Below are 24,687 nucleotides of genomic sequence, written 5' to 3' on the forward strand. Positions count from 1 at the left end.
AGAGGACACCACCACATTCAGTATAGAGCCATTTAATATAATACCTATAGCATCAGCACTTTATCTCAAATACTAAAGCTATAGGCATCTGTTATATGAATCTACATTTTTTTAATTATTTTCATGACACCATTTACATCCTTAGCTGCTAATACTTCATCAATAACATGACGATCATCGACAAATCGAATTAAACTTTTATACATGGGTTCAAGTCCTTCCTTATTTTCGTCTGCAACGTGCAACAGACAAACAAATTGAACCGGGTACCCTTGCCAATCGATTGGCTCAGTTAGAGTTGCTAAAGTCCAAAACGTACGATCAGATTTTGCTTCTAAGGGATGTGGAATAGCAACCAAGTTACCATAACTGGTTGAAGCTGCTTTCTCCCTAGCCATAACTGATTCGGTAATTCCCGCTTTGGCATAACCCTTATTAATTAATTCTTGGCCTAAAAATTCAATCACTTGTTGTGGTGTTTTTAAATCGAGATTGAGATAAACAAGGTCTTGATCTAAATAACGCTCAATGATGGAGTGTGTATTAGAATCAAACATATCCTCAATTTTGGCCAATTCGCTATCTCCAAGCAGTGTACTAATGACAACATGCGGTATTTGGATGGTGTCAGGTAGTGGAACGGTACTGACAATAAAATCAATCGTATCTTCGTCATATTGCGACAAATTATGCAATTCTGTTGCACCAACAATCGTGAGCTGATTACCAAATTTAGCACGCATTTTATATAATAACAGTTGAGAACTACCTAGACCTGTTGTACAAACAATTAAACAACGTTTTGGTTTGGTTTGTAACTTAGCCCGTTCAATTGCAGCACCAAAGTGTAAAGCAATATAACCAATTTCATTCTCGTCCACTTCTATCTTAAAAACCTCTTCTATCACTTGACTAGCGATCACACCAGCTTCAAAAGCAACAGGATAATTGACTTTTATCGCCTCAAGCATTGGGTTTCGAATATTCATATGATGCTTGTAACGATGAATGGCTGGTTTTAAATGAATCGCAATCGCTGCATAAAGCTCTTGATCATCACTAATACCGAATTGCATTTGTTCCTCCACACGTTGGACCATTTGTTGTGCAGTCAGGAGAATTTCTTTGTCGAAATTATTTCTCATATCTGTTCCATTCTTATTCAAAAATAATTTCGTACCTAATAAGTGCATCGCTACGTATGAGATTTCTACAGTAGGAAATGCGATGTTCAAAGCTGTTTCAATATCTTCGATAATCATTTGAGCAACTTGATATTCTTTCTTATTACGAATATCAGCCTCATCTTGATTAACCAACTCAACATACTGCTCACTTCTAATCCTCCGACAAGCAATTGCGATATGGACAACTAAATTGTTCAAAGCGATATCAGATAAATTTAATTGGACAGCCTTTAAGCGTTTTAATACAATGTCATGAATAACTTCCATTTGTTCAGCAGGTAATAACCAGCCCTGTTGATTTGGTTCATCGGTTGTAACCGTTGTCCGCCTCAATAACAATTCAGAAATCGCATAACGAATTTTCTTTTCTTTTCCAGTTAATTTCAACCCATAATTTGGTCGCTTAGCTAACTGAAGTTGATATTTTTCAAGAATGACTTTCACATCTTTCAAGTCATTTTGTAATGTCGATCGACTGACATACAATTCATCAGCTAATTGCTCAATTTTTAAATATTCGGAACTAAGTAAAAACTTTTTTACAAGATATTGCACACGATCCTCTGGTTCCACGGGTACCGTTTCATCTATCTCCACAACGGTGCGGATAAAATATTTGAACTTGTCCTCATTAAGTACATCAAGTTGATAGCCTTGTCCACGAACAGAGTTAATGGATGCACCTGCATCTTCTGTTGTCAGCAATCGGTCTATTTCTTTCAAATCATTACGTATCGTACGAGAGGTGACTTGAATCATTTTAGCCAATTGATCACCTGTAATCGGTTTTTGTTCACTGATAAGTTCTTTCAATAGATGTTGCTGTCTTGTATTCATTCATCGTCACTCCCCTCTCTCTTAAATATTACTCTAACTGATTAAGCGGTTTCAAGTCATCATTTATTTATTTCTTTTCCTCTATTAGTGGAAAAAGCTTAATAAGCCTACTGTTAAACAAGGGTAAGCGTTGAAATGATTCACTCAAAGGCCTCTTTTGAGCAAACTAACTGTCGATAAAGGAAGAACAATAAGTTTGTTCGCTCTCTATAGATCGATTGTAACATAAGGTCAGATCTATTTACTGAAATTGAAGACGTTCTTGATCCACGCGTTTTACACCATCGAAAAACAAGAAAAGCCAGCCCTATAATAAGACCAGCTTAATTTGCTTCAATCGCTTTTAGCGCTTTTTCTAATACACTTGTACCATTCATTGTACTGTAATCTTTACTTGAAATAACCTTTATTGGCATTGGCATTGATAATGGCGTGCCGTACTTACTTTGCAATTGTGTTTCTACATAAGCAATTTGAGGGCCGATAAGTAATACATCAACTTCCTCAATGAATTTTTCAATATCAGCCATGCCACATGCATGAACAAGAATGTCTTCTTCTTTTTCTGATGCTGCTTTAATCATTCGATTGACTAGAATACTACTTGACATCCCAACAGCACAAACAAGCAAGATATTCTTCATAGATAGCCCTCCAATAAAAGTCATATCCTTCTATATATATTATGTCACTTTTTATTAAGAACTAAACCTTTTATCGCCGATAAGCGTCCGTAAAACACCTGTGTCAAAATAGAGCGTAGAGCAAATCTATGGGGACGGGGATAAGGGTCCTGATTCCCTCAGCTATCAATCAGTGGGCAAAAGACAAAACGGCCACTGATGGAAGGGTCTTTATATTAATCAATGATCACATCTAAATCCTGATGCTCCTCATTAAGTTCAGTTATGATTGCATTTGGCAATGGTGCATTAACGATTAAATAATCAGCCATGTTAAGTTCAGACAGTACCGAAAAGGCTTGTACCCCTACCTTACTATCATCTAGCAACATAAATGTTTGTTCACTCGTTTCTAACATTTTCTGTTTCACTAGAGCTTGTTGTTCGTTTGACTCAGTAAAACCACGTTCTAAGTGCATGCCTTTACATGAAATAAAAGCTTTGTTAACATAATATTTTTCCAATGCCTTGATCGCTAGCGGGCCTACAAAGGATGCTGATCGGGAAAGTAACGTCCCGCCTGTACAAATAACATCAATATTTTTTTTCTTACTTAATTCAGCTACTACTTTAAGTGAATTTGTTATCACCGTCAAAGGTACATCTGGAATGATTTGAGCCATATACCAGGCTGTCGAGCTTGCATCTAAAATAATTGTATCCGCTGGCTTAACATAGCGTAGAGCTATTCGTGCCAACCTTTTTTTGGCGTCTATATTCGTAATTTCCCGTTGTTCGAAAGGAATGTCATCTTGCTCTTTTTTTTCATTCAAGACGGCTCCACCATGACTTCTCGTTAAATATCCCTGTTTTTCTAATTTCTCAAGATCACGTCGGATCGTCTCTTCTGTTACAGAGAAAAGCTGGCTTAATTCGGCTACTTTAACGATTCGCTTATCCACTATTTGCTCAATAATCTTTTGATGGCGCTCAGCCACTAGCATTAACATCAACCTCTTTTCTTTTCAAACCGATCTCTTTTTCCATTGTATAGCTTTCTTCATAGCATCGCAATCTCTATTGCTGATCGATCATGTAATGAACGGCTCAATGACAAAAACACCAGTAAAATTAACCTTGAAATTTATAACAGATAACCGGCTGCACAACCACAACACCTAAATAGAGAGCAATGCTCATCTATTTAAACAGGAGATAACACGTGCAAATATCCTGATTCACGCAACGATAAGGCAGTGTGATCGGGTAAGATCGCCACGTCCTGTGGCAACGTCTGCATGACCTACATCCTGTAGCCTTCGTCAATTGGTTGAAGGTTCGTTCATAAAGGCGTTATGGGATATCCCATAACGCCTTATGACCTAAATATAGTTAGGATTTGGTGTGACATGAAATGCTTCTGCTAAATCAATCAACTCTTGGTCTGTAATCGTTTGCTTGATTCCACCTTGATGTGAAGCAACTAACATATAAACTTGAGCCGCTTTTTCAGCTGTTTCAATTAAACCAAACGCATCATCAATTGACTCCCCAGCACCAAAAATACCATGATGTGGCCAAACGACAAGTCGATGTGTTTCCATGGATTGTGCTGTTTCCATTCCAATTTTGTCTGTACCTGGAACCATCCACGGTAATAAAGCAACGCCTTCAGGAAAGACAACGACACATTCGGTACACATTTGCCATAACGTTTTTGTAAAGGCTTTAGCTGATAAATCGTGTACGAATGTCATCGCAATGACATTTGTTGTGTGCGTATGAATAATGACACGATGATTATCATCAGCTTCAAGGCGTGCGATATGACTCATAAAGTGGGAAGGTAATTCACTGGTCGGGTTGCCGCCATTTGAAAGCCCCCACAACAAATCGACCGATTGTCCATCCGAAGCCACTTTTACTATCGCTAATGTATCTTCTGGGTCTTTCGCTACATTTTTAAAATATTTACCTGACCCAGTTACAATAAAATAACGATTAGCCAATGTCTTGACTGGAAAAGCTAGTGGAATTGAGCGTTTGACATGATTCAAATCTAAATAGTTTTGGAGTTGTTGTTCTTCTATTAGATAACTAACATTACCACCATTGCGCTCATCCCATCCATTACGCCACATATTTTGTGTCACTTCAATCATGTCTTGCACAAATGGTGCCTGAATAATTTGTTTTGTTTGTTTCCCCATAGTGTTTAAACCTCATTTCTTTTTATATGTGTTTATTTTAACCTAAAAAAACAACATTTACAACACAAACAAAAACAAAACAAGCTTATAAACTTGTTTTGTTTTTGTTTGTTTAGCTGTTTAATCTGACATTGGATGGTTACACTATAAAATATGTTTAAACATTTCGATTACTTCTTGTTTCGTCGGTGTAAAAGGGTTTCCTGGTGCACAAGCATCTTTCATTGCATTCTCTGCTAACTTATCCAAATCAACTTCATCTACCCCTAATTCAGACAGCTTAGTTGGGATGCCAACTTGAATAGATAATTGTGTAATCGCATCAATGACCGCATCCGCACATTGTTTTTCTGATTTATCCTCTATATCTAAACCAATCGCTCGAGCAATGGCAGGGAACTTTTTCGGGTCACGTAATGCATTTTCACGTTCAACAATCGGCAATAACATTGCATTACAGACACCATGTGGTAAGTCGTAAACACCACCCAATTGATGAGCCATTGCATGGACATAGCCTAACCCTGCATTATTAAAAGCTACACCTGCCAAGAACATCACATAGGCCATTTGTTCGCGTGCTTCAATATCATAACCATTTTCAACCGCTCGAGGTAAATATGCAAAAATAGTCTCTACTGCTGCCAAAGCAGTTGCATCAGTAATCTTGTAAGCGCCCGGTGTCACAATCGCTTCAATCGCATGTGTTAAAGCATCCATCCCCGTTGCAGCTGTTAACGCCTTAGGCTTATCAACCATTAACTCTGGATCATTAACAGATATCTCAACTAAACTATTCTTGTCGACCATTACCATCTTCACTTCACGTTCTTCATCAGTAATCACATAGTTAATCGTATATTCAGCTGATGTACCCGCCGTTGTATTAATGGCAACAGTTGGGATCGCCTTTTTCACTGTTTTATTGACACCTTCAAACGCTCGGACATCTCCACCATTCGTGACTACTAAACCAATACCTTTGGCTGCGTCTTGGGGCGATCCGCCACCAACCGAGACAATAAAATCACAATCTTCACTTTTAAATACATTTACTCCATTGTGCACATTAGTTGTCGTTGGATTTGGTTTAACTTGATCATAAATAACAAAATCCGCATTAGCTTTTTCCAATTGTTCCGTTACCTTTGCAACAATTCCAGTTTGATTCAGAAATTGATCGGTTACAACAAGTGCTTTGTTAAAACCTAAATCCTTAATAAACGGGGCAAGCTCTTGCAAACAGCCTCTTCCTACTAAATTCGTGCTCGGCACATACAATACAGCCATGTATAATTCCTCCTTAATATTGTTCATTTATTCACATACTTTTTTAAAAATATATCTGTACGTGATGACAGATATATAGTTATTCAATTACTAACGGTTTAATAATTCTTGTTTCTCATATTCGCGAACGTTTTCCATCCAATCCATTTCAACTGGAACACCCATCAGTTGACAATAATAGTCCCAAATCGCTCCAAACGGATAAGTTTTAAACGATTCTAAAACAGCTAGACGATCAGTAAAATTACCTTCTTCTTGATAAGCTTTCAATTGTTCATTAGGCATTAATAAACCATACAGCAATGCTTTCAACATATTACGCGTACCAATTGTCCATGCAGCAATTCGATTAATACTAGCATCAAAGAAATCAAGACCTATCATAACTTGGTCGATTGCATCATTTCGAACAATTTCAAGTCCAATTTCTTTTAGTTCATCGTCAAATGTCACGACATGGTCACTATCCCAACGAACAGGTCTGGATACATGAAGCGCAACCTTATCACTAAATAATAAGAAAGATGAAATCTTATTAGACACCATTTCTGTCGGATGGTAGTGGCCAGTATCAAGTAAGCATAATTTATTATTTTTTAAAGCATAGCCAAGATAAAATTCATGAGAGCCTACAACATAAGCTTCTGACCCGATTCCAAATAACTTGCTTTCCACCGCATCAATATTGTAACGCTCATCTATCTCTTCACTAAAAATGTGATCAAGTGAATCTTTCAATCGTTTTCTAGGTGTCAAACGATCAGCAGGCATATCTTTATAACCATCTGGTATCCAAATATTCGTTAACGTTTGCGATTCAAGTTCTTTACCGATATGCTCAGCAATTCTCCGACTCGCTTGGCAATGACGAATCCAAAAATCACGTATCTCCTTATTTGGATGTGATAAAGTTAAACCGTCACCCGCTTTTGGATGTGAAAACAATGTTGGGTTAAAATCAAGTCCTAACTGATGTTCTTTTGCCCAATCAATCCAATTTTGAAAATGTTTCGGTTCTAGCTGATCACGTTCAACTTTCTCCCCGTTTGTCTCTGCATAGATCGCATGTAAATTAATGCGATGTTTTCCAGGAATAAGTTGTAATGCTTGTTCAATATCTTTGCGCAACTGCTCTGGTGTGGTTGCTTTACCAGGATAATTACCAGTCACATCAATCCCACCAGACAGTTCTTGCTGGTCAATTTCAAAACCACTGACATCATCACCTTGCCAACAATGAATTGAAATCGGTATTTGCTTTAATGTGTTTAGTGCAGCTTCTACATCTATTCCCCACTTTTGATAGCGTTGTTTTGCTAAATGATAATTTTGTTCAATTGACATTGCTCAAGTCCCCCTTGGTTGAAATGTTTTGATAGGAAAAGATTGTTTAATTAATTGACGTGCTTCTGTTAATGAACGAAGTTGTTTTACTTCAAGGAGTTGAACAACTATATTTCCTATTGCTGTTGCTTCAATTGGACCAGCATAGACTGTTTTTTCACTAAAATCGGCTAATAGCTGATTTAATAATTCATTCTGAGAGCCGCCACCAATGATATTGATATGATCATATGAGCGTGTTGTCAATGTTTCGATTTCTTCAATCGTTTGTTGATAGCTTTGAGCTAAACTAATAAAAATGGTTCGTGCTATTTCACCAGCTGTAGTAGGCTCCGGTTGTCCTGTGTCGCGACAATAACTATTAATCGCTTCGATCATATCTTCTGGACTTAAAAAGCGCTGATCATTGACATCAACGATACTATTAAATGACGAAGCCTGTTCTGCTAACCTTACAAAATCGCTAAAACTATAATGGTCATCATATAAACGCTTAACTTCTTGAATCATCCACAATCCCATAATATTTTTCAGAAATCGATAACGATAATCAACGCCACCTTCATTGGTAAAGTTATAAAATAACGCATCAGCTGTTGTAATCGGTTCTGATGTTTCAATTCCCATTAATGACCATGTTCCAGAGCTAAGATAAATCGTTTCTTGTTGCTCAGGAACTGCAATGACAGCAGAACCGGTATCATGTGTGGCAGATAAAACCACTTTGAAATCAACATCCAATTCTTCAGCAAGACTGTGTGTTATTGAGCCTAATGATGTTTTTGGCAACTTAATCGGCTGAAACATCTGCTTCGGTAAGCCTAATTTATCGATTATGGCATAATCCCAATCCTTTGTGTCGAGATTGACCAACTGTGTTGATGTTGCATTGGTATATTCATTGACCTTTTTCCCTGTTAACAGATAGTTCAAATAATCAGGAATCATTAAAAATGTCTGTGCACGCGCTAAAAGATCAGGTTGGCTATTTTGCAATGCTTTTAATTGATAAATGGTATTAAACGATTGGAATTGAATTCCTGTACGTTGATAAATATCGGATTGGGCAATTTGTTGGAAAACTTGTTCCATTACGTCATCGGTGCGATGATCACGATAAGCAATCGCATCGGTCAGTAATACACCATCTTGATCAAGCAAAACAAAATCGACTGCCCATGTATCAATCGCCAAGCTAACCGGTTTAAACTGTTTCCGAACAGCTTCTTTAACTCCAGTCTTAATCGACTGATATAAATGATCAATATCCCAACATAGATGGCCGTCTTTTGAGATCATCTGATTCTCAAAACGATAAACTTCTTCAAGCTGCAATTTTTCTTGATGAATAAAGCCTGCCATTATTCGCCCACTTGAGGCTCCAATGTCGACAGCTAAGTGACATTTTTGCATCTACAATCCCCCTATCATTGAAACCGTTATCTATATATAAATATATTGGAATAAACCAAAAAAGATAATGACGTGATTTGTGATAAAACTGTCCTTATTTGCCAACATCAAGTATGCTCTTGGATCAGTTGCCATGATTATAAAGCTAATTAAAAATGGGCAGACCAAAAACCGAATAACATCTTAAAGTTATCCGGCTTCGCTTATTCCTTATGCAAGTACGTGCAAATCATTTTCACTTCATCAATTGATTTGTTTTAGAGCACTTTCTAACTCGTCTAGCTTAACATCAGATATAAATTGACAAATAATCGGCTGGTCAAGCAATTCACAAATTGGTGTTTCAAGGTTGCGTTCACGAGCGATTTCATTATTCGCAATCTGTGGTAAGACTTGATAAAAGATCTCTCTAGCTTGTTTTGTCGTTAACAGTTCACGTATCGTGCTATCGCGGTTAAACCGCCGCTTTAACGAACGTGTGACTGGATAGACAATAGTATAGTGCCCTGCATATAAAGTGAGTTGAACTTTGTCAGCAAGTTCTACTACGGTACTGTCACTTTCATTGATTGATGTTTGATTGATCGTCATATGCTGTAAATCAACATTAGGCAAGATAACGTCAGCCTCACTATCAAACGGAATAGTCAAATCAAACGATAACGTCATGCCGTCATCTAGGATTTCCCAACCGCTTTCAATCATTCCTTTCGGTGACTGAAAACGAGCCTTTGCATAGTCTAGTCGTATATCTGGCATTGGCTCTATTCTGAACTTCTGGTAGCCTGCTCCATCAGCCACTGGGTTTATACCACACATATAGCGATACATCCAATCGACAATCGAACCATAAGCATAGTGATTGAGTGAATTCATGCCCGTTCCGCTTATTGTACCATCTGCTTTTAATGAATTCCATCGTTCCCAAATCGTCGTCGCCCCTAAATTTACTGCAAACAACCAACTCGGATAATTTTCATTTAATAATAGTGTATAGGCCAGTTCATTATAGCCGTGTTCTGAGAGAACTGCACACAAGTATGGCGTACCGACAAATCCGGTTGTTAAATGGACATCTTCCTTTAAAATCCGCTCCTTTAAGTCGTTAGCAACTCTAGCTTTTTTGTTCTCAGGTATTAAATTCATATACAATGCTACCACATAAGCAGTCTGCGTTGGAATCGTTGAGCGTCCTTCCACTGAGAAATACTCTCGATAAATCGCTTGTTTGATTTGATCAGTTAGTTGTTGATAATGATCAGCTAGTTCTTTTTTATCCAAGGCTCTAGCAGCAAAAACTAATAATTGAGCTGAATAGCAATAATAGGCTGATGCAATATAATAAGGGTCTGTTCCTCCCATCATCCCCATTGGGTCAGTACCATCTAACGCAAGCCAATCACCAAAATGAAAACCTTCACGCCATAAGCGATCACCACCGTTTTGATCATCTATTTCAGTGATATAATCAACCCATCCTTGCATAATTGGAAAATGCTCAGCTAAAAGGGTTCGATCTCCATAATGTAAATACAAGGTCCAAGGTATGATGGTAGCCGCATCTCCCCACGCTGAAGAGCCATGTCCTGTCACAAATCCAGGGTCATTAGGTGGCTTAATCGTTGGCACAATAAATGGGACAGAGCCATTTAGACTTTTCTGCTCTTCATGTAAATCTGTTAAAAATTTATGATAAAAAGCAGGTGAATACATGTTAAAACAAGCTGTTGAGGCAAAGATTTGGGCATCACCTGTCCATCCCATCCGTTCATCACGTTGCGGACAATCAGTTGGTACATCTAAGAAATTTCCTTTTTGACCCCAAAGTGCGTTACTAAACAACTGATTGACTTTTGAATCGGACGTTTCAATATAACCGGTTTGATTCATTTCACTATATAGTACACAAGCTGTGAAATCATTTGGATCAATTGCTTTATCGATTCCCTCAACTTTAACGTAACGAAAACCATAAAAAGTAAAATGAGGTTGGATAACGCGCTTGTCCCCAGCTGAAATATAGTGATACTCAGCTTTTGCAGTTCTTAAATTCCCCTGATAAAAGTTTCCATTTTGTAGGACTTCACCATGTTTTAACTGGAGTTTCGTTCCTGCTGGAAGATCAACATCAACTTGTACCCAACCTGTCATATTTTGTCCGAAATCAAGTACTATTTCACCTTTTGGTGTATCAATGACCTCAATAGGTTTCAACATTTTCATCACTTTAACAGGCAAACTTAATCTGGCTTGTAATTTACTCATATCTGCTTTGATTTCTTTCATTTCAAACCAATTTGTGTCATCAAACGAGGGCTTTGACCAGTTTGAGATTTCCTTTCTCGCATCATAAACTTCTCCGTCATAAATACCACTAAAGCTAATCGGTGACGTATGACATGTCCACGACTGATCTGATTTAATGATTATCTCCTCACCGTTTGCCAATGTGACAATAAGCTCTGCAATTAGCATTAATTGATCACCATACAAATCATGATAGCCACCATCAAAACCGAACCGTCCCTTGTACCATCCATCACCTAACATAACACCAATACCATTTTCACCAGAACTTAATAGATCGGTCACATCATACGTTTGATACTGTATCCAATGATCATAAGCGTGAAAACCTGGTGCTAAATATTCAGAATGATCAATCACACCATTTATCTCAAATTGATAAACACCTAAGCCCGTTATATACAGTCGCGCACTAGAAATATCAGCATCTGAAGGTAATGTAAAGGACTTTCTAATATAGGGCTGAATATTTTTATCAAGGGAAGGGGTTATCCAGCTAGCTTGCCATGGTTCACACATTTTTGCTGTCTCAAACCATGCTGTGTCACTCATTAGATATTCATTCGTATCTGTCCAGACATGAACACGCCAATAATAGCGCGTCCTTGGCTCTAATTCTAAGTTAACTTGATGGCCTACACTTGAAATATTTTGATCACGCCCACTATCATAAACAATCGATTGAAAAGTTGTGTCAACAGCGATCTCAATTTGAGCTGACTCTTGTTTGCGAGCGTAATCAGCTCGATCACGATCGATCACCCACGATAACCTGACCGTCTCTAATTGAAAACCTAATGGATTTTCAAGATGATTCGTTCTCAATTTTGTTATCTTCACGATTATCCCCCTTTTATTTGAGCTAAGTATCCTCAAGTCATTTAGCGATTTGATGCTAACTCTTTGACAATTTGCTCGTGTTCTTTATCTAATTTATAAAATAATAATAAAAGAACTGCAATGATTCCCGCTACAATCGGCACGAATATAAAAACAGATTTAATGGACTGAAGTGCTGCCTCTGCTTGGATCGCTTGACCCCCAACATAGCCCCCAATTCCCATCATCACACCTAACAGCATACCACCTAAACCAGTTCCTACTTTTTCACCAAACGTAGCTGCACTAAATGTTAATCCTTCACTTCTAACACCTGTTTTCCATTCACCATAATCTACTGTATCCCCAAGCATGGCAAATGTTGCCGCTAACATCGGTGCACTTCCAACCCCACGCAAAACTAAACCAATCATAACAATCGTTAAAGAATCTGGATTAATTAGTACGATAAAAGAAGCAACAATCAAGGTAATCGCACCAGTAATACAGAGTGCTTTGTTAGTAAACCTTTTCATTAATGGTCCCATTATTAACATCATAATAATGACTGGCAAAAATTGCGCCATCCCCATTGCCCCAACTAAATTCGGATTACCAAGGATATATTCGGCATAGTAAACATTGACACCACTTAAGCCAGAATTAATAAAGGTAACGAGCATCACAGAAATAACAATTAGCCAATATTTGTTCTTGACCAGTGCTTTAATTCCCTGTTTTATTGGTGTTTTCTTTAGCTTTTCGTCATCTTTTGTTAAGATAACTCTTTCTTTTGTATTTTTAAAATTTAGTATTAATAGAATACTAGCAAAAACTCCATATGTTAGCGCCATCAAAAACCAGCCTAATTGTCCACCACCATAGGCACTAACAACAGGTAATGTAACCAAATTAACGAGTAACGCACCACCAAAACCAAACGCCGTTCTTGATACAGATAGTTGTCCACGCTCCACTTGATCATTGGTTAGCGTTCCAATCATGGCATTATAAGGTACAGTTGCAGCCGTATAAATAAAGCTAAGCGCTAACATATACGTAATAAAAGCATAAACGATTGTTCCAGTCGGCCCAAAATTTGGAGCAGAAAAAAGTAAAATAATCGCTAAGCCATACGGTATTGCCATCCAAAGTAACCATGGACGTGCCTTACCATGTTTAGACGTAGTTTTATCTACCACTATTCCCATTCCTAGGTCGGTAAGTCCATCAAAAATACGCGCTAGTAACAACATAGTTCCCACTGTTGCCACCGCAATGCCTGCAATTTCAGTATAAAAATAAACAATAAACGTATTCGCAGTTGTAATAAGTAAATTAGCTGCAAGATTTCCAAATCCATAAGAGAATTTTTCTCTTACTTTTAACTTGTTAATGCTTTCATTATTGACATCATCTATAGCTTTCATTAATAAAACTCCCTTCTCCATATATTTTTATAGTAAACGTTTTCTTAATTGCATTATAATCTTTAAATAACGTCTTTTTTTGTATTCAAATAATCTTTTTTGTAATAAACACGCCTTTTATTTTGTTTTTTTATTGATATTGTTTAATTTTATTGTTTTAATATAAATAAATCTTTATTTTGAGGTGGCATTGATGTTAACGCCTGATAACATTAAGTATTTAATTGAGCTTTTTTACAAGTCTAGTCAAATCCCAATACAATTTATCACCTTAAACAACAACGGTGATCACATTCTTCAACCATTTAATTCTATTGAATCACAGCCGCCCCTTATACAAGAGCTGCTTTCAATATATACGGACTCCGATCAGCCGGCTTTCTATCAAAATAAAAATGAATATTTTTTCACGATTAATTATATTAACAACCAAAAAACAATTGGTTTTTTCATGGTTGGACCCGTGTTATTTGGTGATTCGCTTTCCATCGATAAACAAGACCGATTAGTTAAGCAAGCATATCTTATTCCGGTTACAACCAAACAAACATTTATCAATCATGCACGTCTATTACATTTTTCAATTTATCAAGTACAGCTCGATATGGATAATATTCAGATCAACCCACTCGAACAAAGGGGGCATTTATTAGAAGCTCATTCTATTTTAGAAATCGCTAATCGTCGTCAAAACCTTAGCATGCACCATGATTATCATTTCGAACAAAAAATATTACACTTTATTAAAATGGGGGATAAAGAAAAAGTGATATCTCACTGGCGAAATTTAAGTGAAAGTGGAGAATTAGGGGTCTTATCAACAAAAAGTGAAATTAGGGATAAAAAGAATTTAGCGATCACAACGGTTACCCTAGCCACGCGTATGGCTATTGAAGGAGGTGTTCAAGCTGAAACAGCTTATACATTAAGTGATTATTTCATTCAAAATGTTGAGGAATTAAGAACACTTTCAGCGATTGAAGATTACATAGAAGACATCATGATTTCATTTGCCGATCTTGTTAAAAAGAACCAAAAAAGAATATTTTCGCAACCGATCAATCAAGTGATCGACTTTATTTTCAAGCACTTATACGATCCTTTTTCATTAAATGATCTTGCCCAATACATCAAGCTTCATCCCCATTATCTATCAAAACTATTCAAAAAGGAGGTAGGGATGACAATAAAAAAATATCGTCTGTTAGCAAAAATTGAAGAAGCTAAATCCCTCCTCACTTACAGTAACCTTAGTCTGTTGGAAATATCAACATTACTTAACTTCAATGATCAAAGTCACTTCACTCACGCATTTAAAAAAGAAGTTAATATCACACCGTTAAAATACAGACAACATAAAGGGCGCTTAAATGATAATCATTAAGTGCCCTTTTTAGTCCAGAAAGACAACAAATTAACCCGTATAATCACTAGTTACCAAACTTTTTTCGATAACCACATTTTCTACAGAGCTCTTCAACAGCGACCCTTCGTGAAAATCCTTCAACTAATGCGACAGCTCGTTCACTCACAATAATCTCTGAGAAGTTTTGCTCGTTAATATTACCGAGATTGATTACGCCTTCGCCATCCAAACAACATGGGACCACCGTTCCATCCGATAATATCGCTGCTTGATTGCGAAGACCATAACAAAACCCTTTACCATCATCCTCTACTTCAGCTAGCGATGGCCAATTAAACAGATAATCTTGATTGATATAAATACGATCCGCTATCTTTATCCCGCTTCCAGGCTTGCTTTTTTCTTCAATTTTATAGGTTAAACCAAATTCGGATTCAATCATTTCCAATATATCACGATTCTTAGCTACTTCTAAATTTAGCATATTTGCTTGGGAAAGGTTCCATAATCTTAATGATATAATCAAATCTGACTGACAAGTTGCCTCTTTAATAAAAGCGAAAACATTTTTTAGATAGTGCTCGTTATTTAGGGGTTCTGCTTGCCCTTGGTAACTATGCAAAGAAAAATTAATTTGCCTTAATGCAGGTTTGTTCAATAACTGTTGTTTCTTTTTCGCAATTAACGTTCCATTTGTTGTTATATTCACGTAAAATCCCTTTTCAGCACTAATATCCAATAACTGACCAAGCTTTGGATGAAGAAGCGGCTCACCCTTAACGTGTAAATTAATATAGTCTGTATGGGGCTTGATTTGGTCAAGCCGCTTAGCAAAATCTTCAAGAGAAATAAACTGTTTATCCCGAAGCGTGGGAGGACAAAAACTACAAGCAAGATTGCAAACACTCGTTATTTCCAAATAAAACTTTTTAAATTTTTTCATCGTGTCTCCTCATTTCCAAACTAACTCTATAGCCATTAGAGCACAAAAAGAAAAAAAATAAAATAGAGTCTTTTCATTTATTGCAGATAACCTCCCTCGAAATAGAGCTTAGTGCCCATCCAGTTAGATGGACGCAGGCATCGGTAACATACAGAACTTTGCTTTTTAAACTACCTTTCTTTTTAGAAATCTAGTAAAATAGAGAAGAATCGCATAAAAAGGAGTTAAACATCAATGTCTTATAAAATGATTGTTTTAGATTTAGATGATACGTTACTAAGAGATGACCATACCATTTCACCTCGCACCAAACAAGCCTTACTAACCGCTCAAGAAAAAGGAATAAAAGTAGTCTTAGCTTCTGGCCGACCTACGTATGCCATGAAGGCCATTGCCGACGAACTGCGTTTATCCCAATATGGTAGCTTTATCCTCTCATTCAATGGTGGGAAAATTATCGATTACAAATCCGGTAAAGACATATTTAGTAGTACCCTATCTCTAGCTGAAGTAGAAAGCCTTTACCAGCTTAGCCAGCGTGAAAATGTTTACATCCATACTTACGTAGGGGATGAAATTGTAACTGAGCAGACTAATCCTTATACCGATATTGAATCGGAAATTACTGGACTGCCAATTAAGTTAGTCGACCATTTCACAAAACACGTGACGGTTCCCCCTGTAAAAGTACTTATGGTTGAGCAACCTGATCATTTAAAAGTTGTCGAAGCAAAGCTTCAAGCTGAACTAGCTGAGCAATTTAGTGTGATGCGTTCAAAACCTTACTTCCTTGAATTTACTGAAAAAGGGGTGACCAAAGGAACCAGTTTAAATCATTTAATTCAAGTTTGTCAGATAGCTCGTGAAGAAGTGATTGCAATTGGTGATAGTTATAATGACCAAGAGATGATTGAATTTGCTGGTCTCGGTGTGGCTATGGGAAATGCCCCTGATGATATTAAACAAGGCGCCGATCTCGTTACAGATAGCAATATGAATGATGGCGTGGCAAAAATAGTAGAAGAGTATTTGTTGAATACGACTACTGTTAAGCGTTAAATACGGTTGGTGCAATGATTTTCATCTGACACTTATTGGTTTTTGTTGTTAAGTAAATAATCAAATAGAGGGTTGAGCGATGCTACTACCTATGCTCAACCCTCTATTTGATTTTGGATTATTAATCTCTTGGCACAGCTCTCACTTTCGTTTTATACCCCCAAAAGTAAGTCAGTACAAAAGCTACAATAAACCCTATTGGCATTTGGCCTACATAACCCCAAAATCCCGTATCGATACCAGCTGGATTGATCGCACCTGGTATAGCAAAAAATCCTGAAGCAGTAAATGCGTATACTCTCGCTTGCAAGAGACCACCAAATACACCTCCAATACTTCCGGCAATTATAGCCATAATTAAGGGCTTTTTCCGTGGTAATAATATACCATATAGTGCTGGTTCGCTTATACCTAATAAACAGGTTAATCCAGTAGAATAGGCTAAGCTCTTTTCCTTCTTGGAAGTCATTCTTACACCTATCGCAAAAGCTGCAGCTGCCATCGCAAACTGATTTGCTGCTAATAACCCTATGACATCATCATACCCACCAGTTACCATATTGTTAATAAATAACGGGATGAATGCCCAATGGAGACCGAACATAACCATAACAATCCATGGCCCACCTAAGATTAAACCAGCAATTGCCGGACTAAAATTATATATTGTAAATGTAAGGTCAGCTAACATACTACTTAATGTTTGGATAACTGGTCCAACTATGAATAATGTAGTCGGTATAACAACCATAAATAACACAAATGGCAACAAGAAATACTTAAAAGCTTGTGGAATGAGTTTCTGTAATTGCCTCTCAATGAGTGAAGCAAGCCACACTGCGACTATAATCGGAAACACAGTCTGGGTATAATTCATTAAATTCATTGGAATTCCTAAAAAAGCAAACGATTCTCCTGCTTCTGCTGCGCTTACTATATCCGGATAAATAATAACAGTTGCTATTAAAACACCATAAAAGTGATTCATTCCAAAATATTTAGCGGCTGACGAGCCTAGAAAGATAGGGAAAAAGTAAAACAAAGCATCACCAAGAGCATTAAGGACAATATAAGTATCTGAACCTTCAGTTAAAAGATTAGTAACACTCAAGATAGCCACAAGTCCTTTCATTAAACCTGAGGCGACTAAAATACCTAACATAGGTGTAAATACACCCGAAATCATCGTTGAAAATCGATCAAACAATTTCTGATTTTTGTTTTCTTCATTATCTGACTTAACCGTTTGATCGCCTACTAATCTCTCTACTTCCTTAAAAACAGGTTCAACCTCATTCCCAATAACAACTTGGTATTGACCACCTTGTTCAATAACAGATATAACACCTTCAATAGCCTCAACTTTTGCTTTCTCTGGTTTGGTATTGTCTTTTAATTTAAAGCGCAGCCGTGTAATACAATGAAAAACACTATTAACATTTGCTTGGCCACCAATTGTCTCTACAATTTCTTTGGCAACTTTTTTATGATCCATCTAAATCACTCCTACTAAATTTATTTAAAATAAAGCGCTTTATTTTTTACCGATGGACAAACTGCTTAAAAGCAGTTTGAAACTTATTTTGTTACTATAGTTATCTTCCCTGTAATGCCTGTCCCTTCAAGCAATAAATACTGAGATAGAAAATCTTTTTGCTGATTAACTAATGTATTGGTTACTTCAATGACTAACTTATTCCTTCCGGTTTTCAAGGCATTAGTAGTATCAAATTGGTACGGTGGAGCAATTGCAACACCTAAATTGTTATCATTAAGCCATACTTGGCCTACTTCATATAATTCTTCAATTATTAATTGTGTCGCACCATTCATCTCTCTATCATAATTAAATGTCGTTTCATATCGTATCGTTCCAGAGAAATTAGGCATTTGATCCGGTTGAGCAAAGTCTATTAATTCCGAGACATTCCTTGCATCCGTGAAACGCGGATATGTTTCAGCTGTAGCAAATGAAACCGTCCACTCTCCATTAATTTCAAACGTATTGAAACGACTATATTCATGTTTTGTTTTTACTTCTCCTAAATAGTTGTCAGTAAAAACGTAGATCATCGATTGATAAGGTGATAGTGTTAAATTAATTATTTGTTGATTATTTTCTAGTTGTTTAGTTAAACCATAAATTGTATTCTTATACGCATTGTACATATAAGGTTGCTCTAACTGATTAAGGACTACTTTTGTCTCAATTGTTTTAGTAGGATCTTCATTAAAGAACATATAAATATCAGAACCTTTATGTTGATAATGATAGTAACGTAGATAAGGTTGTCTTTCGCTAACCCGAATATCATAAATAGTGTGTTCAAATAAATCGGTAACAAGTTGATTTAGCTTAACACATACGGTTAAAGTTGACTTCACTAATAGATCAATCAAACCCCTAACATCTTCGCCCTCGCTTGAACGTATAGGGAAACCATCAATAAAATATATTCGAAATCCACCCTTAACAGCATTTGCTAATTTTTCTAATAGAGCTTTTGGCAAGGCCTCAGAATAAGGAACAACAAGTGCCTTAAAAGTTTCTCCATTAATACTTAGATTACCCCGGTCCAATTGACTGTCAATAATAAAATCACTTGACACGATATCAAAATCGATTTGACCCTGCATCAGCTCTCGCGCCACTTTCTGAAATAGCATGTATTGCCCTGACCATTCAGCTTCACCGTGATAAAGAATTGCTACTGGAGCTATGTGCTGACCGCCAGTTAATAAATGACTCATCTTATTCATATATTGAATTAAATAACTCATATAACGGTATTGTGGATTATGACCACGTCCATAGAAATGTGGTGGACAGTCATCATCAGGAAATGCCTTTGGCGAGAACGCATGGGGAACAAAGTGATTAACTCCTCTAACAAACATATGGTCTGTAAGCCACTTCATTAACTTTAATCCTTCTCCCCAGCCATATGCCCCATACATTTCACACATTGTTCGCCCTTGTTTTTTAGGGTCAAGGTGACCTAGCGAAGCCCCTAACTTAGCTAAACCATAATGAAAAAATTCACCATCCCAACCTGTTGAAGTAAATGATTTGTTATAACCTTTGTCCATACCGGGTAATATTTGATGCAAAACGACATCTATACCGGCCATATCTTGGCCAGCCATACTCCTGAAAAAATGACCTGGTCCATAACCTAGTCGTGCATGAGCATTATTATCTTCAATAATATGACCAATATATTTCACACCATGATCATTGCACCATTTCCCAATTCGACCTGAGAAGTTTTCATTATATAATTTCGTTATCATATTCATATATTGATAACGAACCTCATGAGCACGAGTTCCCCCATTAACCCATAATAAAGGTAATTCTTGAATGTTAATGTTTGCTTCTGTTTCAAGTGAATTTAACATACCATCCTTCCATGGCAATACCATTTCTACGCGTCCTATTGAAGCTTCCGGACCTTTTATATTACCGAAGCGAGGTTCATCTGAAAAAAAGCCTTCAATTGTTTTACCAAATTCAGTTTTATATCGTTCGAAATGTGCTTGATAAACTTTGTTAATAAGAATATCTGTTGCTTCTGATATCATTGGATTCAAGTAACCTTCAGTTGCTTTCTCACCGCCATTAATGGATTGAACAATGGTGAAGATTCTCCATTCACCCTCTGGAAAATCCCAATACACAACACCATCAGTTAATCGATCAGTGATATCAATTAAAGAATCTGGATCAATTGTTTTAAAGTCTATTTTTTTTGCAGCAACAACTGCGATGACTCGATCTAAATTGGCGCTACTGGAAGCTCGCTGATTTGTTGTTCTATCTACCCCCACTTGCATCACGTCTTCTCTACTCTGCCCGGATATAGCCCATGAAATCATAACGCGACCATTATTTTTCGGTCCCACAAAATCTTGTTGATGTACTTTTATAAATTTTTTTCTAAAGTGCGGGTAATGCTTTTCAATTTCACCAACTGCATATCCTGTTGGAAAGTGCGAATCGTCTAATATCCAAATTTTCATATTAACTTTTTTTGCTTCGTTAATAATAATATCGAGATCACGCCACCAACTCTCTCCAATAAAATCCGGATGTGGTCTTGACTCAATACAGATCGCTTTAATTCCAGTTTGATAAATTTTCCGTACGTAATCACGAAGAATACCTTCTTCTTCTCCATGTTGCCAAAAAAACGGAAGAACGTAGTTGGCTTCTTCATTATTTAGCACTTCAATAATTCTACTCATAAACTCACCCCAATAACAAAATATCATTCAAAAAAACAAATATAAAACAATCGAAATTTAAATAATATTATTGTTTACTATGTTTTTTGTTGTTTTATACTATAAATAACGCTTACAATTTAATATTAACGTGATTTAACGTTTATCGAAATATCAAAACTATTGATTATCACTAACAAAATATTAGATGGAGAGGATTATATGAACCCTAATCAGTTAGAAGATTATATAAGACCACTAAATGAAAAAGAGATCTATTACAAACAAAATCCAACTCTGTCAAAAAAATATCAGGAACTTGATCAGATTGATCATAATGGAGAGATGGTCTATCTATTTAATACTGAACTAATGCCGGATAAGAATATATTAATCTTCAAGCAGAATCGCTTTGCTCCTGTTCCCACGCATATACATAGTTACCTTGAATTAATCTATGTTTATTCTGGGAAATGTGATCAGATCATTAACGGGAGAAACGTTAGGTTGAAAAAAGGACAAATATGTATTATTGATACCGAGGTTCCACACTCTATTCAATTTACAGATGAGAATGATACCCTAATAAATTTTCTAATCAGACAAGATTTCTTTACCAGCTCTTTTTTAAGTAAATTGAACAACAAAGGTATCATTACTAACTTTCTAATTAATGCCATTTCAAATTCAAAAGACCATGATCAATATATAATTTTCCATTCTGAACAGAATGAAAATATTCAGTTGTTAACTCGACAAGTCATGTGTGAGTTCTTTGATCAATCAATTTGTTCAGATGAAATGATTGATGCTTACATGCTGTTAATTTTCTCTGAATTAATCCGTGTTTTCCATTACGATAGCAATCAAACAAGCACACCGTTAAAGGATCAAATAAACATTATTGATATTCTTCAGTTTATTGAAGAAAATTATCAATATTGCACACTAAATGATGTTGCCAAAAGGTTCAATTACAACCCTAATTACTTGAGTACACTTATAAAAAAGCAGACCGGAAAGTCTTTCAAAGAATTAATTCAACTTCAACGACTAAGCTATTCTTCCTTTCTATTAATCAATACAGAGAAACCAATCTATCAAATTGCTGAGGAAACAGGACATAGTAATCTAAGTTATTTTTACAGTAAATTTAAAAATTTTTTTGGCATGACACCGCAACAATATCGTGACAATCGATAAAAAATGTCGTGAATTTTTGTAAAATATAACAATTACTCAAATACCTCATGAAGCTGACCTCGATATAGATGCCAATATGAATGAAGATAAGCGAAGATTTTTTAAAAAATAGAGATAGATTAGTATAATATAAACAAAAGAGACGCATCTAATAAAAGACCGTCTCTTAAAAATAGTTTTGAAAAATAAATTGTATGTTTGATAATTAATAAAAGATTTTATTTGCATTATGTTGCTCCACAACCCTTTAATTTAATATTACAAGCTATCAACCTAACCTTTTGAAAACTTTTGTTTAGCCAAGAGTATTCCTGAATATATACCAATAATTACAATAAATATTTCCAACCTCCCTAATATCATTCCAATAATTAATATTATTAAACCCATAACACTTAGTGATGGGTCAGTAATTCCTATTGATAATCCAACTGTTCCAAGTGCTGATGCAAATTCAAATAAAGCATCTGATAAACTACTCCCTTCTGCCCATGCCAATGAAAATGAACCTACAAAAAACACAAATAAGTATATTGATATAAAACCTATAATATCTGTTATTATATTATTTCCAATGGTCATTTTACCTTCTGGTCTATAATAATTTAAAGAAGATATTTTACGAGATGAACTCATTCGCTTCCTTAAATTTTCAATTGTTACACGATACAATAAATAGATTCGGTTAAGCTTAATCCCTCCCGCTGTCGAACCTAACCCACCTCCAATAATCATAAGTAATATAAGTAAACCTATAAGATGGGAGGGCCAATTTACGTATGACACCGTAGAATAACCTGTTGTCGATACTGCTGACAAAATATTAAATAGAGCAATTCTGAAGCTCTCCCCCACTTTAAAGTATAATTCATTGATTAAAGCTAATGAGGTCAAAATTGTTGATACAATAATTAAGATTGACATTAATTTCAATTCACCAATACGACTTACGAGTTTGAACTTTCGCTTACACAATAACATGAGAATAGCAAAATTCGTCGTTCCTAGCACCATTAAAGCTAATGTTATAATTTCAATCCCAAGATTGTTATAGTAACCAATACTTTCTGTTTGAGTCGAGAATCCTCCAGTAGAAAGTGCCGACATAGCGTGCATCAAACTGTCAAATAACGGCATTCCCACCAACGCATATAATGTCGTACCTATAATTAATAGTGACAAATACATAATTAAGATTGCTCTTGCTGATTTTTTCAAATTAGGCATCAACATGTCTTGATGTCCTTCGGTAGTATATAGATTCATCGATTGTTTACCATACACGAAAATGGTCATTACCATTACAAAACCTAACCCACCACAAAACTGCATGAAACTACGATGAAACAAAAAAATTTTTGGAGAAACTTCAACATCTATTAATGAGAGACCGGTAGTTGTCCAGCCACTCACAGATTCAAAAAAGGCATGGGAAAAACTTAATTGATTAGCAAGCACAAAAGGTACTGCCCCCACTACAAAAGCATAAACCCAAGCTAAAAAAACCGTTAAGTAACCATGTTGCATCGTCATTTTCCAATGATTATCTCTATCATTATCTCTTTTTAACCCAAAGCATAAGGAAGCTCCTAATATTATACTGAAAAGTGAAGAAAGTAAAAACGCTAAAGCATATTCTAATTCTTCCGGAAAAAAAACAAGTACTGATAGGGGCATTAATATTAATACCCCCACAAGAATAATCAATTTACCTAAACTGTTACTTTTTAATAAAAAATTTTTAAATTTCATCTATTACCTGTCAACTCCCTAATCGCAGTTAGTTCTTGCTTATTTGAAGAAATCAAAATAAGTATGTCGCCAGCTTGTATTAACGTATCACCTTGTGGAACAATGCTTTTTTCCCCTCGAAGAATGCAAGCAATTATAACTTCTTTTGGTAAACTTATCTCCCAAAGTCTCTTATTTATAGCCTTAGACGAGCTAGATATCGGTATTTCAGCAATATTAATCCTTGCCTCAGTCATTGGTAAAAGATTTGCTATGCCATCAAATAATGTTTTTTGTTCGATAATATTGGTAATCGCATTAACTGCGCAAACAACAGAATCGACACCAGCCTTGTAGAAAAAATCTATTTTTTTCGCATCATTTACTAAAGCCACTGTTTTACTTACTTTATATCTCTTTTTACTAAGTTCACATATAACAAGGTTGTCATAGTCATGTTGCGTTAGAGCAATAACAACATCCATTTCCTTTACATTTGCTTCTTCTAGAACATAGGCCTTACTCCCATCTCCCAAAATAACCGTTAACCTTTCAATTTCAGATAGAACTTTACAATTAGTTAAATCTTTATTAATTACTGTAACAGCGTAATCCCTATTAATTAATGATTGTGCCAAAGATCTTGCTTTGTTAAATCCACCTATTAAAAGTATTCTTTTCTTCATAGAATCACTCCT

General features: G+C 36.1%; 17 protein-coding genes. 3 read left to right on the forward strand and 14 right to left on the reverse strand.

Annotated elements, in window-relative coordinates; translation table 11 throughout:
* Window positions 1–101: 101 nt before the first annotated feature.
* From B494_RS0100485 to B494_RS0100525, 9 genes are all read right to left on the reverse strand, one after another.
* Window positions 102–2,024, reverse strand: a complete 1,923-nt coding sequence (locus B494_RS0100485) for a BglG family transcription antiterminator (RefSeq protein ID WP_017470391.1) — start codon at window positions 2,022–2,024, stop codon at window positions 102–104.
* Window positions 2,025–2,347: 323 nt separating this feature from the next.
* Window positions 2,348–2,668, reverse strand: a complete 321-nt coding sequence (locus B494_RS0100490; RefSeq protein WP_017470392.1) for a PTS sugar transporter subunit IIB — start codon at window positions 2,666–2,668, stop codon at window positions 2,348–2,350.
* A gap of 215 nt (window positions 2,669–2,883) precedes the next feature.
* A complete protein-coding gene (locus tag B494_RS0100495) occupies window positions 2,884–3,651 on the reverse strand; it encodes a DeoR/GlpR family DNA-binding transcription regulator (RefSeq protein WP_017470393.1) in 768 nt (255 codons plus the stop codon).
* 378 nt (window positions 3,652–4,029) lie between these two features.
* Complete coding sequence (gene rhaD, locus B494_RS0100500) at window positions 4,030–4,857, reverse strand: rhamnulose-1-phosphate aldolase (protein ID WP_017470394.1); 828 nt, start codon at window positions 4,855–4,857, stop codon at window positions 4,030–4,032.
* 144 nt (window positions 4,858–5,001) lie between these two features.
* A complete protein-coding gene (locus B494_RS0100505) occupies window positions 5,002–6,147 on the reverse strand; it encodes an iron-containing alcohol dehydrogenase (RefSeq protein ID WP_017470395.1) in 1,146 nt (381 codons plus the stop codon).
* 90 nt (window positions 6,148–6,237) lie between these two features.
* Window positions 6,238–7,491: an L-rhamnose isomerase gene (rhaA, locus tag B494_RS0100510; RefSeq protein WP_017470396.1), complete on the reverse strand. Its 1,254-nt coding sequence runs from the start codon at window positions 7,489–7,491 to the stop codon at window positions 6,238–6,240.
* Between the two features lie 3 nt (window positions 7,492–7,494).
* Window positions 7,495–8,904, reverse strand: coding sequence for a rhamnulokinase (gene rhaB / locus B494_RS0100515; protein WP_017470397.1), 1,410 nt, complete (start codon window positions 8,902–8,904; stop codon window positions 7,495–7,497).
* 243 nt (window positions 8,905–9,147) lie between these two features.
* Window positions 9,148–12,051, reverse strand: coding sequence for an alpha-L-rhamnosidase (locus B494_RS0100520; RefSeq protein WP_017470398.1), 2,904 nt, complete (start codon window positions 12,049–12,051; stop codon window positions 9,148–9,150).
* A gap of 41 nt (window positions 12,052–12,092) precedes the next feature.
* Entirely contained in the window at window positions 12,093–13,460 is a 1,368-nt protein-coding gene (locus B494_RS0100525; RefSeq protein ID WP_017470399.1) for an MFS transporter, read from the reverse strand.
* A gap of 193 nt (window positions 13,461–13,653) precedes the next feature.
* Between B494_RS0100525 and B494_RS0100530 the strand changes: the two genes are divergently transcribed.
* The gene (locus B494_RS0100530; RefSeq protein ID WP_017470400.1) at window positions 13,654–14,844 is read left to right on the forward strand and encodes a helix-turn-helix domain-containing protein; all 1,191 of its coding nucleotides are present in this window, start codon (window positions 13,654–13,656) and stop codon (window positions 14,842–14,844) included.
* Between the two features lie 46 nt (window positions 14,845–14,890).
* Here the strand turns inward: B494_RS0100530 and B494_RS0100535 are convergent, their stop codons facing one another.
* Window positions 14,891–15,769 (reverse strand): radical SAM/SPASM domain-containing protein, encoded by an 879-nt coding sequence (locus B494_RS0100535; RefSeq protein WP_017470401.1) that lies wholly within the window; start codon window positions 15,767–15,769, stop codon window positions 14,891–14,893.
* A gap of 234 nt (window positions 15,770–16,003) precedes the next feature.
* On the opposite strand from B494_RS0100535, the gene B494_RS0100540 reads away from it, so the two are divergent.
* A complete protein-coding gene (locus B494_RS0100540; RefSeq protein ID WP_017470402.1) occupies window positions 16,004–16,828 on the forward strand; it encodes a Cof-type HAD-IIB family hydrolase in 825 nt (274 codons plus the stop codon).
* Between the two features lie 121 nt (window positions 16,829–16,949).
* Here B494_RS0100540 and B494_RS0100545 read toward each other — a convergent pair whose 3' ends face one another.
* Window positions 16,950–18,323, reverse strand: a complete 1,374-nt coding sequence (locus B494_RS0100545; RefSeq protein WP_017470403.1) for a PTS transporter subunit EIIC — start codon at window positions 18,321–18,323, stop codon at window positions 16,950–16,952.
* 83 nt (window positions 18,324–18,406) lie between these two features.
* Window positions 18,407–21,076: a glycosyl hydrolase gene (locus B494_RS0100550; protein WP_017470404.1), complete on the reverse strand. Its 2,670-nt coding sequence runs from the start codon at window positions 21,074–21,076 to the stop codon at window positions 18,407–18,409.
* Window positions 21,077–21,277: 201 nt separating this feature from the next.
* Here B494_RS0100550 and B494_RS0100555 point away from each other — a divergent pair, with 201 nt between their 5' ends.
* Window positions 21,278–22,258 carry an AraC family transcriptional regulator gene (locus tag B494_RS0100555; protein WP_017470405.1) on the forward strand — a complete coding sequence of 327 codons (981 nt, stop codon included), beginning with the start codon at window positions 21,278–21,280 and terminating at the stop codon, window positions 22,256–22,258.
* Between the two features lie 273 nt (window positions 22,259–22,531).
* On the opposite strand, the gene B494_RS0100560 is transcribed toward B494_RS0100555, so the two are convergent.
* Together B494_RS0100560 and B494_RS0100565 are read right to left on the reverse strand one after the other, a co-directional pair.
* On the reverse strand, window positions 22,532–24,010 hold the full coding sequence (locus B494_RS0100560; protein ID WP_017470406.1) for a TrkH family potassium uptake protein: 1,479 nt from the start codon (window positions 24,008–24,010) through the stop codon (window positions 22,532–22,534).
* Complete coding sequence (locus tag B494_RS0100565) at window positions 24,007–24,675, reverse strand: potassium channel family protein (protein WP_017470407.1); 669 nt, start codon at window positions 24,673–24,675, stop codon at window positions 24,007–24,009. Before B494_RS0100565 ends, B494_RS0100560 begins: the two co-directional genes overlap by 4 nt.
* Between the last annotated feature and the right edge of the window lie 12 nt (window positions 24,676–24,687).

The organism is Amphibacillus jilinensis Y1 (assembly GCF_000306965.1).
In the GTDB taxonomy this organism is placed as follows: Bacteria; Bacillota; Bacilli; order Bacillales; family Amphibacillaceae; genus Amphibacillus_C; species Amphibacillus_C jilinensis.